Raw genomic sequence first — 12,583 nt, 5'->3', positions numbered from 1 at the left:
TGTAGCAAATAAATCTGGTGTTTTTCATCATGCTTATTCAACACCCTAAAAAAAAGAAGCGAAATGAGACCAAAGCACACTTAACATGAAAACACGCTCTCTTTTATATGGAAAGAAACGCCCCCCGAATTGAGGACTCATTCAAACTTTTCTCTCAACCCCTTCGGCTGAACCGTTTGATAGACGCCTCGGTTACCGGCTCGAAGAGGTTAACTAGGTTTCCGTCGGGATCACGGAACAACATAGCACGGTTCCCCCATGGCATCATGGTCGGTTCCTTTACCCACTCGTCTACAAACGGTTTTAAGCGCTCGTATTCGACATCGATATTATAGATGCGAAACTCAATAATGACGGAGTGATTGTCGGCCGCCACTGCAGAACCAGCACCAAACAGTGGTACCGTCTGCAAGTGGCCGATCGCAAGAGTACACGATGGTATAACAAGTTCGGCAAAGACAGGCGCAGGGCGTTCAGCCGAAACACCCATGACTTTTTCATAGAATTTGACAAGACGATCTACGTCTTCAGTAATGATACGTACAGAGGCAAAATTCACAAATATCATCCTTCCTATAATAAATGATAAAATATCTCATCCAATCAATTTGGATCAGAACCAGCGCAGCTTCCTAAAAGTCCAATCTCATTAGAAACTGAATCATTTGGTCCTCGAACACGCTTGACGTCTGGCTGCTTCTCGATTAATTCTAATGACACTAAATTAACTCTCCTCAATGTTAATTGTCAGTGTCCTCTTACTGATGCTAGACATACTCCGCCATGTACCTATCACCCCTTTATGTTTACTTATTCCGATTATATAATGACGCTACTGACACCAGTATGTCAGTAGCGTTTTAAAATTTTTTGGGCTTCCTCACGAATCCGTTTTTGGAATGATTTAGGCTCCAAAACAATCGCATTAGCTCCCCATCCAAGGACCCATTGTAAAGCTTCGTCCAAGTGACGAACACGTAAGACCACATGAAATCCATCTTGATGCTCTTCCATATCCTCTATGTAATGATAGTTTGATTCCTTCACCTTATCAGCGATTTCATGGTTAAATCGAATACGGACGAGTAGATGTCGATCATCCAGTGGGGTATACTTACTTAGTTTAAAATGCATTGGTACTTCGAATCGTTCCCTTAAATCTAGCAATTCTGTCATTCGGGACAAGCGGAAATGACGAATTTCTTGACGCAGATCACAATGGGCTACAAGCATCCATGATCCTTCAACTAGCACCAATCCATAGGGAGCAACAGTACGAACACTATGCCGTTTTCCCTCGGAATCTGCAAATTTTTTTAAATAATGAAAACCGATCTTTCTCTCTTCTAATATCGCTCTACGGATCATTTCAAGATATTCTTTTTCTTTTGACTGATGAACTTTATCAGAATTGAGCAAACGCATAACTTTACGTACACGAGATGTTTCAATGAGTACACTCCCCGGTAGAATGGCCTCTATTTTGCAGCGGGCATCTTGAGCCTTAGCACGATAATCATCATCAAATTGTTGTTCGATAAAGTGCGTTCCAATCAGTAAACTGACTGCTTCTTGAACCGTGAAACTAATTGGGGGAAGGAAAAAGCCTTCCATTAGGGAATATCCTGTCCCGGGTTCCGCTATTATCGGTACGCCTGCTTCACACAGTGCTTGGATGTCGCGGTAGATCGTTCGTACGCTAGTTTCAAATTGGGTCGCTAAATCTCCGGCCCGTATAACGTCTTTACGTTGTAACTCGAGCACGATGGCTAACAAACGGTCTGTTTTATTCATTAGTTCGCTCCTTAAATGGTTATTGTAAAATAAACATACCATAACTTAACGGAGAAGGTGATTTAGTGAATCTAGAGTTTTAGTCATTGAAGTGTATTGACATCTATGTGGGAATCCAAAAATAATTTAAGCCTTATGTTTGCGTTATTCCTTTAACTGGCCCGATTGTGAAAATCCACAGTTGATAAATAATCCATCCCTTTACTTTAAGTACGTTCTTTTATAAACGATTTATTTATTGCGCAGTATATGTCTACTACGCAGCAACTGACTCGTTTTATTCTTATTTAATTCAACTATTGTTGAACCTTGCTACCACTTCTATTAATATCAATTACTCCCCCTATAAAAATTCCCATGATAAATCCACTAAAGTGTCCCAAAACGCTAGCATTGCTATAGGTTAAAGTAAAAATAAACGATGTAATAACAGATAATATAATTATATTTTTTGATTCTTTATCTACTATTCTATTTTTTCTCATCACAAACCAAGTTAACATTCCTAATATTCCATATCCAAATCCTGATGAGCCGACTAAAGGTCGGTCAGCAAAGATAAAACATATAATTGCAGAAAATATTACAGTTGATATAAAAAGCATTAGGAAATTCACTCTTCCAATTTGCTTCTCTACAGGTGGCCCCGCAAAAACAAAGAGAAGTAAATTAAGCAAGAGATGAGAAATACCATTATGGAGAAATGCATATGTGAAAAACCTATAATATTGTTTTTCATTAATAATCTGATATTTCTCTACCCCCCCCTAAATGATACACAATTTCAGGGTTTGTTAAGGCACCTAGAAAAGAAGTAATCAAAAAAGTGACAATCAGCGTACCAACTATAAATGATGTAATCAAATACTCTTGAATGTATTCCTTAAACGTTTCGTTTCTTAGAAAAATCAATTAATTACCTCCATCCAAAAATGATTGAATAAATTTTATATATATCTGGGAGTCAGGTTTCTTCTGAGTAAATCATTGCCAACTAAGTTCAATATCACACATCTTCATACTAAAATCATACCAGAAGATATCAAACTATTGTTATTAACAAAAAATGTATATATACTCTAATATATCATACACGTTTACGAAGTTGTGCTTGTTGAACTATAGTGGCGGGTTTAAAAAAACTAAAAAATGGAGGAATACTAAACATGAACAAGAAGCAGGGGACGGTTCTCCGCTTCCTTTACCAATAAAGATTAATATTTACAATTCTAGATATCCTTATCCCCTTCAGGCGTCACAACATAGCCCCGCCTCTATTCTACCAATTGTAGATTTAGGAATCCCAGCTGCATCAGCTAACTTTTGCTGAGACATTTTTAATTCTTGTCGTTTAGTCTTGATTTGTGCAGCTATTTCTCCTTCGAGTTGAAGGTTTTTCACATAGTCATCTCCACGAATTTCGAAGTATTTTTCAAAAAAGTCGCCCATGATTCTTATCTCCTTTTTTCTTAATAAAGATTTGGATCATCTATATAGGGATATTTATAATTTAACTCAGCAGGAATAAAGACATATTTACCTGTCACCTCCGTTAATATCTCGAATTCATGCTTATTTATGACCTTGTTTTAAGCTAAACGCTAATACTGACTTCACGGTTCGAGACTTTAACCCTAAAAAATATGTGCCTGACCGGCATACTAAAATACCAAAAAGGTAAAACTCCACCTTTTTGGTATGAAATAGCAGTAGTATCCTTAATTAATGTTCTAATAAGATATCTGCAACTTTTATATCCCTTGATATTATTTGTTCTTTATCATTAATTGTGTAAAATATCTTTACCGTTATAGTATCATTTCTTTTAATGTAGACTTTAGTAAACCTTCCATCTGATGGTGGTTTAACACTATTCAAATGGTCAAATTGGAACACCCAATCTATTAATGTTTTTTCGCCATACTCTAAGAATATTCCAACATCTCTTATTTCTTTATCCGTATTCTTTTCTACTATATAAGTACCCGGAATAAATAGTTCCTTATTTGAGTTAATCAACATTAAATTTTTAATGGAAATGTCATCTGAATAAATATCTGTCTTGTATATTTTCATTATAGTGTTACTATTACTTATATTAATAATGCCCCAAGTTACTAAAACAGTAGCAATTATTATAAAAATACTTATTTTCCATTTCATTAAAATGGAAGTTCACTAGCAATATAAACTTTATGATTTACAAGAGCTAAATACAAATTACAAGTAGATCCTACAGAGGCTGAACCTGAAACACCCGCCCAACTACCAGATACCGTAGCTTGAGTAAACCATTTCAATCGAAATAGTGCAGCATTTCCGTTATATTCTACATCCCGGACCATTATTTTTTCAGGATTCCCTGTAGCTCCAAATCCAGAAAGTCCTTCTCCATAGGGGCTGTTGTACATCCCGTCAGAGTTTCCATAAGTATAAATTCTAGAGGCTCCGTACCTTGATACATAAAAGTTAGCATAGAAATAAGCATGTGTAGTTCCAACTGATTTTTGTACCTTGTAATTAGTGTACATTGTACCAAAGCTATCCGAGACCACACCTAGAGTAGTTATATCGCTCTGAGAATTGCTTAATAAGGCTTCTTGTTTTTGGCCGCCCCCTACATTGACTTTCACAAATGAACCATCATCAAACCTGTAATACCTTTCTTCCGTATCATCATTTATAAGGTCAAATTCATAAAAAGATGCGGGGATAAGGTCCTGTTTTTCAGTTTTGTAAGCGTCCCACTCAATACCGTTTTTTGATTTTTCAACAAGTATTTCAATCTTATTATTAGGAACTTCATTATCCGTTAGATAATCTATCAATTCCTCCTCTGACTGAAAACCTTCAAAATCATTTTTTTCATTTTCTGCTGCCGATATTGTTACAACCGTTGTGAAAAACATAACCAAACTAAAGACACCTAATAGTAATACTTTCTTCATTTAAATTCCTCCTTTAATAGTTTACAAGATTTAGTATACATAAAAAAAATAATTTGAAAAGCAGCCCAAATATGTTCTTTTTTTATATCCTCAAAAAAAAACAATAATTTCAATTCGTGTTTAAGAAAATTTTCTATAGTACTTATAATAAAATGACTTTAATTTGTCGAATCGACCCGAAAACTTTTTCTATGATTATGATGATTTTTTATAAAAACTAGTACCTGTTTTAGTTTTTAACGTTTTGGTTTAACCTAAACGTTAATAGTTTCACAAAATTGTCGCACATTTTTTTTTTTTTATGCTACCATGAATTGTAAAGAGAGTTGTTACCCCAAAAACAAATTACTCTTTATTATCGCAACTCGTTCCACCTTATTACTCCATTTCTTTTCGACGAGGTTATGATTATTGTATTGAGAGGGATGATCAATATTGAATGAAATAGGCAATAGAATAAGATATCATAGGTTAGAATTAAACATGACGCAATCTGATTTGGCTGAAGGAATTATCTCTGTGTCCTACTTATCTAAAATAGAAAATGGTTTAATTGAACCTCCACAAAAAATCATAGATTTCTTGTGTAAGGAATTAAACATTAATCCCTACTTGCAAGAAAGAAAAAAATATATATTTATGAAGTTAACTAGGGATTGGTTTGAAGCCTTATTTAAAAATGACATACATGATGCTCAAAATTTATATATACAGATAGAAAAAAATAATGCATTAATTGAAAAGACTGAATCAATTACCCTGATAGATATACATAAACTTAAGTATTTCCTACTACAAGAAAAGAATGAGGAAGCAAGGAGACAGTATGAAATGCTTCAGATACTCTCTGTAAATTTTAATAATATAGAAAATTATTATTGGTTAAAATTTTCAGCCTATTACAAATTTAGAAATTTATACTATAACAAATCGCTAGAGTATTTTAATCAAGCAAAAAAGTATTTAAGTAGCACTTTCTACTTAGAGGATGAAGAAGAAAATGGATTATACTATATGATAGCCCTATCTGCGAGTCACGCAAGAAAAACTTACAAAGCGCAAAATTATGCAAAAAAAGCATTACAGTTTTATCAAAAAAACTACCATTTGAAGCAAGCCGCTCAGTGTCATATATTACTAGGAATTTCATTTTCACGTATTGCAGAGTATGAAGAAGCAATTAAAAGTTATAAATTAGCTGAAAAAATTTCTAGGACTATTAATGACATTTCACTATTAGCAACTTCTATTCAAAATATCGGCAACTTGTATTCTATAATTAATAAGTCGCAAGAAAGCATTGAATATTATCTGAAGAGCTATAATTTGCAGGTTAATAGTACTCATAAAATGAAAATCATTCCAATAGCTAGTCTGATGAAAGAATACTATAGGAGACATGATATATTCAATGCTAATTATTGGTTAAGTGAAGGAATATCTCTTCTATCACAGGATGAGTCTGAGTCCGTTTATCAATATGAATTTCAAGTTTATGAGCAGTTGATTAATGGGATTAACCAGGATTTTGATGATATAATACTTAAAAAAATAATACCTTTTTTAAATGAAAAAGGACTACATTATGAAAAAGTTGCTTATTTAAAAATTTTAGCTCAATACTATTTTGATACCAGAAAATATAAGTTAAGTGCAATCTATTATAACCATGCACTTAATATAAATTAATAAATTATAAATGGAGGTTTTTTTATGAAAAAAGGTTTTTATTTATTTATACTATCCCTTACTATTTTGTTTTCAAGTGTTTCATTAAGTAGTAATACCGAGGGTGTCACAGACGAATTGATAAATGAAGTAATATACCATCCAAATGATGAACAACACCCTGGTATTAACTAGAGATAAATAATACGGTGCGTTATAAATTACATCGGTTATGTTATCCACTGGCTTTTCTTTTGGCTGCTTGAACTAAGCTATTTATACCCTCATTTGTAATTGAGGGTAAGTTGCCAATTCTAAATCCTTTAATTTGGATAATTTCAGATCTTATTTTCAGTTGAAATTTCTGTTTTTTAGCCATATATAGCATGATTTTTTAAGTTTTGGTTGTTCCATTTTCTCTTGACGACGTACTTGATCCAATGCTTCATTTACCAATTTCATCTTTTATCTTCAAAACCTTTTCGATACCCTGCTACTGAAAAAGCTTGGCAAGGAAATCCTGCTAGTAAGATATCCATATCTGGAATGTCATTACTAGCAATATCATTGATATCACCAGTAATTAAACTGTGAGAATGATCTGATTTAAAGTAAGCGTCAAATAAATCCTTATCTGGATTTTGAGATAATGAACTATTTGACGCTTACCTAACAACGCACTTTATTCATTTCAATTCATTATTGCACGGACAGTGTGAATCTAGTAGACGAAGATATAGAGAAACTGTCTTTACCCTTTCTTGTAAAAGGCTCTGGAATGAGGTAAGCAATTAATTCGTAATCTCTAGGATCAATCGGTGCTATAAAAGTGAATGTTCCATAGCCTACTTTATTAAAGTCTGCTATATTAATAATTTGAAAAGGTTCATTATGATTTATAAATGTTTGCTTCCAGTCTATTAATACTGTTAGTAAGTAATTCGTCGCATTCTCTTCAGGTCCTGCAAGATAAGCCAGTGTTACTTCTTCATTTAGTTTAACCGATAATGAATGTGGCGGATAGTTTGCTACTTTAGTATTACTATTGAAATCATTATTTATCATTAGAGAGCTCGAAAGGAATGCCAATTAACTCAGGCTGACTTACTTCTAAATTTCCACTAAAACTTTCTAAGGCATTGTGCCCTTCATATTCAATTTCATAATCAATGGCTATGCCGTAATAATCACTATTTAGTTTTAAATCCTTTTCATGCGAATTTGGTGCAACGACAATTGGAGCTAATAATTTATGCGGCGAATTATCCGCCTTTATATATCTGTAAGTATGACTGGTGTATATGGTATGGGGCTCTCTATCTCCTACATTGACTAGGTACAATCGGCATTACATCTTTCGTTTTGCCTTTTCCAGTCTCTCTTTCGGTATCAAACAAACGCAGTTTAATGTCCGCATTACGATAATTACCGATCAGATCAATAATCGTAATATCTTTAATTCTAGTAATATTACCATAGTTTCCACTCCATAATAGTCCCTATTTTCTTACTAGATCTACCTCTTCTACTTCTCTTTAGAAAATCATTAAAAAAATATTGACATGTTAGCGGTTACATGATAAATTTTATTTGTACTTAAATTTCCTTAAACAACTCGGGAAAACATTACTTCAATATTTATATCTATTAAAATAGAATATAGAAAAAATTGGACTTGTTACTCTTCAGGAGGCATTACCCAAAGCTTATTTAATAAATAAGCTTTGGGTTTTTTTATGGAAATTTATGTATGGAACAAGAACATGAACCGTTAGAAAGCGCGCACTAATAGTTCATTATACTTAGGTTTTAATGGGGGTTCGATATGAAGCAACAAACAAAAGATATTGTCTTTCAGCTTGTAGGAGGCAAAGCTAATATCAGCTTCCAAAAGCAGCATAATGATTATCTTGAACTACATCTAAAAGATCAGAGTATCGTAAAGGTTGAACAAATCACGGAACTTTCAGGAGTCTATGACTGTCAGTTTGAGACTGGTGTTTTAAGAGTGATAGAAAATCCTAAATATAAGAGGGACGTGCGAAAGGAGCATACCATGACGAAGAGTAAGGAAAATCACAAATATGATAAACTGGCAGGCTTTATCTTGGAAAATGTTGGAGGAAAAGAAAACATTGTAAGCCTCACCCATTGTGTAACTAGACTTCGATTTGTATTGAAGGATGAGGATAAAGCTAATAAAGCTGCTCTAGAGGGGCAAGAAGGCATCTTAACCGTAGTGAAATCTGGTGGACAGTACCAGGTTGTAATTGGAAATACCGTAAGTTTTGTTTATGAGGCAGTTTGTAGAATTGCCGGATTACAAGGTAATGCATCAGCCAATGAAAATGATGATGATGTTAAGAGTAAGAATGTTGTTGCCAAATTGCTTGATATTATTTCGAGTGTAATGACGCCGATGCTAATGGTTTTATCTGCAGCCGGTATGATTAAAGGTCTTCTTACTTTAACTGTAGTAATGGGCCTTGTGTCTCAGGATTCGGGTACCTACACACTTATGTACACAGCCGGAGATGCATTTTTCTATTTTCTACCTATTATTTTAGGTTATACCGCATCAAAGAAATTTAAAAGTAATGAATATATTGGTCTTGCGTTAGGTTCTATTTTGGTTTATCCAACTATGGTAAATCTAACAACTTCAGGGGAGGCATTAGGAACACTTCTTTCTGGGTCGCTTTCTATGGATTACTATACAACCTTTATGGGTATTCCAGTTGTTATGCCAGCATCAGGCTATACGTCATCAGTAGTGCCAATCATTTTAGCAGTATTCTTTGCAGCAAAAGTTGAAAAGAATTTTAAAAAGATTATTCCAGAAATTGTACGACCTTTTCTTGTTCCAGTTTTAACTTTAGCATTAATGGTACCACTCACTTATATTATAATCGGTCCAATTGCTGCGGAACTTACTAATATTCTTAATATATTCTTCTCAGCAATATACGATCTTCCTCTAGTTGGCGGTCTTCTTGCAGGTGCGTTAGTAGGTGGAGGCTTCGGTATCCTTGTATTATTTGGATTACATTGGGCGCTTATCCCAATGGCAATTACGAATATCGCTGCCAATGGTTTTGATTATATTTTAACTGCTTCCATTTGTGGACAGTTTGCAGCAATGGCTTGTGGTATTGTAGTATTTTTCCGTACGAATGATATTAAACTTAAAAATATTAGTATTCCAGCAACTATCTCTCAAATCATGGGGGTAGGAGAACCACTTATGTATGGTATTATGGTTCCTTATAAAATTCTCTTTATTGGAAACTGTATTGCCGGTGCAGCTGGTGGTGCATTTATTGGACTTATTAGCGCAAAAACGTACATCATGGGTGGTTTAGGAGGTGTATTTGGACTTACGTATTATATTAATCCAATTACAAATAGTTTGAGTGATTTGACTCTTGTCTTAATAGGTATTGCGATTTCATTTATCGTCTCAGCAGTATTTACATTTATCACATTTAAAGACAAAGAAAATACAACTGAGGAAAAAATTGCTGCTTAAGGAGTGGAGGAAATGTCTTATTTCACATCCGAAAAGGTGACAGATAGGATCACTCGAGTCCATACGCCATTTGGTGTTTGTATATATCTTGTTGAAGGTAAGGAAGGCGCTCTCCTTCTAGATACAGGCATGGGATGCGGGGATTTAAAAGCATATATTGATTCCATATGCGATAAGCCACTTAAAGTGTTACTATCACATGGACACTGTGATCATGCAGGAGGAAGTGCCCAATTTGATGATGTATATTTACCTTCAGCTGATTTAGAGTTAGAAAAATACCATTGTGCGTTAGATAAACGCATAGCGGAAATCAAAAATGGACCTGTCCCCCCACCACAAGAGTGGCGAGCGGAAGATATGATTCCTTCCAGGGTAAAACCATATAAAGAACTTTCTGAAGGTATGGTATTTAATATTGGTGAGGTAAGCGTAGAAATAATTGAAGTTCCAGGCCATACTCAAGGCCAGTTAGTATTCTTAATACGTGAAGAAAAAACAGCTATCTTCGGGGATGCATGTGGTGTTCATACATTGCTCCATTTCCCTGAAAGTACAACTATTAAAGAGTACTATCAACACTTACTCCATCTAAAGCAATTCGAGAGTGCATTTGACCGAATTCTCAGGTTCCATGGAACATTTGAATCACCTAAAGTACTGTTAGAAAATAACATACAATTGTGTGAAAGGATTCTTAATGGAACAGATGATAAAATAGCTGGAAACTTTCATGGAGTGAAGTGCTTGATAGCAAGAATTGAGAATACTGATTTAGCTGAAGATGAAGTCGGGAATATTATGTATAAACCTGATAGAATTAGATAATTCGATATGACGGCTAGTTAAAAAAAGGCAATCACAATCTGATCCGATTGATTGATTGATTGCCTTTTTTATATGAAGTTATTACCTTCTAATAACGACTTGAATTAAAATTTTCTTAGAAATTACTCCTTAACCTCCATTGCCCAAACAATAATAGTTATCTTTACTCCTGTTACCACTTCAAAACTACTGTACCGTTCCCTACCAAATGCTAAACAGCATAAGTAAGAATACCTTCTAGAACCCACCACCTGAAGTGAGGATTACCTTGTAATAGTTCCCATCTTAACGAAATTCCCCCATCTTTTATTGCAATAAAAAAACGTAATTCTCCATTTAAGGAGAAGCTACGTTTATAAACAATACCGATCATTTCTTCAAAGCAATACTATCTATCCAAGCAAACAGTTCGTCCAAATCATAATCTCCGCCATGACCTTGTCCCCAAGGTAACGCGAAGTCGACGTTATATCCTTTGTTCATCAAAGTAGTTGCTAAAATAATTGGAATCGCAAGGGAAGTATCTCGATCAACTGACCCATGGCGAATTCGCCATTGAGAGCTCGTAACATTTTCCGAACTTCCTATGTATTCCATTGGGTTCATCATCTTAATGATAGTTGCATCTGCAAACGAACCCTCAACCTGAGTGTGCTCTTTAGCAAAAGCACTAAAATGTTGCGCTTTTATTGATGTTGTTCCGAACAATTCGTTTTCAGGTGTTTTTAATTCGATATCATCAAAAGCAAGCGTCGGCTTCATTCTTGTAGCCAATAGAATAAATTGATCAAAATCAAGATCGATGATATTCCCATTGTTAATCGTTATCCACTCTAATTCCGACAAGTCTTCCCCTTTTGCCAATGCCGTTTGTGCAGAATCGATAAGAAATGATTGAACGAGCTTTTGGAAACTGCCTTTTCCAGATTCATCTAAGGTTAACGTTTCTCCATTGCTAGCCTTTAGGCCCAAACTATTTAGGTATGGTGGGAAATTGCGCTTCAATTCAGCAGAGAGGGCGATTTGGTCTGCGCTCATTGTGCCTTTAATCGGAGTCTTTATTATCTCACCATTGACTCTTTCTATTTTTTTCTTCTTATAATCATTTAATCCATGAAATAGCCATTCATAAGCTGCATCTGCATGTTCTAAATTAGTAATGGGGCAATAACAAGACGCCGCAAAGATATCATCTCGTTCTTTAGCTGCACCTATTTCTTCTAAATAAGGTTCATAATCCTGATGATTTCCAGTAGCTCCGAGTAAGGAAGATAAGGCTCCACCTGCACTAGTACCGTTGGCAATAATTTTTTCTGTATCTCCTGGAATGACTGCTCGATTATGTCTTAAATAACGAACTGCCGCTTTTAGATCTACGATCGCAGCAGGTGCAACTCCAATGTTTCGTCCATTTTCATCCTGTAAGGAACACCCACGGACACCAGGCACAGCAACCACATACCCCTGTTTTAAAGCAAAGAATGCCGCATTCGCTTCTCCAAACCTTCCTTGTCCAGGTCCTCCTGGCTCTCCAGGTTTATAGCCTCCTACTGTATTGGTTAGCAAAATAGGTGCACGATCGATTGTATACGGTCCAATAGCCTCTCCCTTGAAGTACGCTTCAGGAACATAGATATTCATCGTATGAAACTGAATATCTACTGGATACTCCACATAAACAATCTTCTCAAAAGCCCTGTACTCTATCGTTTGATTATCAAGTTTTAGTGTTTTCGTTTCGTAGTTGCTTTGGTTAAAATCTAAGCTATATCCCATTTTCTTCCTCCTTAAATACTAACCTCCATAATATACCATC

Annotated in this window: 16 protein-coding genes and 2 pseudogenes; 4 read left to right on the top strand and 14 right to left on the bottom strand. The window is 35.0% G+C overall.

Features of this window, described 5'->3' with window-relative positions:
- Window positions 1-154: 154 nt before the first annotated feature.
- From DM447_RS06025 to DM447_RS06000, 7 genes are all read right to left on the bottom strand, one after another.
- Entirely contained in the window at window positions 155-559 is a 405-nt protein-coding gene (locus DM447_RS06025; RefSeq protein ID WP_112180359.1) for a VOC family protein, read from the bottom strand.
- A 290-nt stretch (window positions 560-849) separates the two neighbouring features.
- Complete coding sequence (locus tag DM447_RS06020; protein WP_112180358.1) at window positions 850-1,794, bottom strand: helix-turn-helix transcriptional regulator; 945 nt, start codon at window positions 1,792-1,794, stop codon at window positions 850-852.
- Between the two features lie 296 nt (window positions 1,795-2,090).
- Entirely contained in the window at window positions 2,091-2,537 is a 447-nt protein-coding gene (locus DM447_RS06015; protein ID WP_277871510.1) for a rhomboid family intramembrane serine protease, read from the bottom strand.
- Window positions 2,533-2,706, bottom strand: a complete 174-nt coding sequence (locus tag DM447_RS18285) for a hypothetical protein (protein ID WP_162632590.1) — start codon at window positions 2,704-2,706, stop codon at window positions 2,533-2,535. Before DM447_RS18285 ends, DM447_RS06015 begins: the two co-directional genes overlap by 5 nt.
- A gap of 336 nt (window positions 2,707-3,042) precedes the next feature.
- On the bottom strand, window positions 3,043-3,243 hold the full coding sequence (locus DM447_RS06010) for a helix-turn-helix domain-containing protein (RefSeq protein WP_112180356.1): 201 nt from the start codon (window positions 3,241-3,243) through the stop codon (window positions 3,043-3,045).
- A 273-nt stretch (window positions 3,244-3,516) separates the two neighbouring features.
- Window positions 3,517-3,870, bottom strand: a complete 354-nt coding sequence (locus DM447_RS06005) for a hypothetical protein (RefSeq protein ID WP_162632588.1) — start codon at window positions 3,868-3,870, stop codon at window positions 3,517-3,519.
- 86 nt (window positions 3,871-3,956) lie between these two features.
- Window positions 3,957-4,742: a hypothetical protein gene (locus DM447_RS06000; RefSeq protein ID WP_112180354.1), complete on the bottom strand. Its 786-nt coding sequence runs from the start codon at window positions 4,740-4,742 to the stop codon at window positions 3,957-3,959.
- Window positions 4,743-5,177: 435 nt separating this feature from the next.
- Between DM447_RS06000 and DM447_RS05995 the strand changes: the two genes are divergently transcribed.
- Together DM447_RS05995 and DM447_RS18280 are read left to right on the top strand one after the other, a co-directional pair.
- Window positions 5,178-6,431, top strand: a complete 1,254-nt coding sequence (locus DM447_RS05995; protein ID WP_112180353.1) for a helix-turn-helix domain-containing protein — start codon at window positions 5,178-5,180, stop codon at window positions 6,429-6,431.
- A 24-nt stretch (window positions 6,432-6,455) separates the two neighbouring features.
- Complete coding sequence (locus DM447_RS18280) at window positions 6,456-6,605, top strand: hypothetical protein (RefSeq protein WP_162632586.1); 150 nt, start codon at window positions 6,456-6,458, stop codon at window positions 6,603-6,605.
- A gap of 40 nt (window positions 6,606-6,645) precedes the next feature.
- On the opposite strand, the gene DM447_RS18275 is transcribed toward DM447_RS18280, so the two are convergent.
- The 5 genes and pseudogenes from DM447_RS18275 to DM447_RS05975 all read right to left on the bottom strand — a co-directional run bounded on the left by DM447_RS18275 (window position 6,646) and on the right by DM447_RS05975 (window position 7,752).
- Window positions 6,646-6,789, bottom strand: coding sequence for a hypothetical protein (locus DM447_RS18275; protein ID WP_162632584.1), 144 nt, complete (start codon window positions 6,787-6,789; stop codon window positions 6,646-6,648).
- Window positions 6,777-6,872 (bottom strand): annotated as a pseudogene (locus tag DM447_RS05990) (hypothetical protein); the annotation flags it as partial. The gene DM447_RS18275 and the pseudogene DM447_RS05990, both read right to left, overlap by 13 nt.
- Window positions 6,869-6,997: pseudogene (locus DM447_RS05985) on the bottom strand (DNA cytosine methyltransferase); the annotation flags it as partial. The pseudogenes DM447_RS05985 and DM447_RS05990, both read right to left, overlap by 4 nt.
- A 112-nt stretch (window positions 6,998-7,109) precedes the next feature.
- The gene (locus tag DM447_RS05980) at window positions 7,110-7,475 is read right to left on the bottom strand and encodes a hypothetical protein (RefSeq protein WP_112180351.1); all 366 of its coding nucleotides are present in this window, start codon (window positions 7,473-7,475) and stop codon (window positions 7,110-7,112) included.
- Window positions 7,465-7,752, bottom strand: coding sequence for a hypothetical protein (locus DM447_RS05975; protein ID WP_112180350.1), 288 nt, complete (start codon window positions 7,750-7,752; stop codon window positions 7,465-7,467). Before DM447_RS05975 ends, DM447_RS05980 begins: the two co-directional genes overlap by 11 nt.
- Before the next feature lie 483 nt (window positions 7,753-8,235).
- Here DM447_RS05975 and DM447_RS05970 point away from each other — a divergent pair, with 483 nt between their 5' ends.
- Window positions 8,236-9,939, top strand: a complete 1,704-nt coding sequence (locus DM447_RS05970) for a PTS transporter subunit EIIC (protein ID WP_199286612.1) — start codon at window positions 8,236-8,238, stop codon at window positions 9,937-9,939.
- A 12-nt stretch (window positions 9,940-9,951) separates the two neighbouring features.
- The gene (locus DM447_RS05965) at window positions 9,952-10,767 is read left to right on the top strand and encodes an MBL fold metallo-hydrolase (RefSeq protein ID WP_112180349.1); all 816 of its coding nucleotides are present in this window, start codon (window positions 9,952-9,954) and stop codon (window positions 10,765-10,767) included.
- Window positions 10,768-10,978: 211 nt separating this feature from the next.
- Here DM447_RS05965 and DM447_RS18270 read toward each other — a convergent pair whose 3' ends face one another.
- Window positions 10,979-11,140 (bottom strand): hypothetical protein, encoded by a 162-nt coding sequence (locus tag DM447_RS18270; protein ID WP_162632582.1) that lies wholly within the window; start codon window positions 11,138-11,140, stop codon window positions 10,979-10,981.
- On the bottom strand, window positions 11,137-12,543 hold the full coding sequence (locus DM447_RS05960; RefSeq protein WP_112180348.1) for a subtype B tannase: 1,407 nt from the start codon (window positions 12,541-12,543) through the stop codon (window positions 11,137-11,139). The genes DM447_RS18270 and DM447_RS05960 overlap by 4 nt, the downstream gene beginning before the upstream one ends.
- Between the last annotated feature and the right edge of the window lie 40 nt (window positions 12,544-12,583).

The organism is Paraliobacillus zengyii (genome assembly GCF_003268595.1).
GTDB lineage: Bacteria > Bacillota > Bacilli > Bacillales > Amphibacillaceae > Paraliobacillus_A > Paraliobacillus_A zengyii.
The sequence above is the reverse complement of the archived record's forward strand: the minus strand, read 5'-3'. Positions and strand labels throughout refer to the sequence as shown.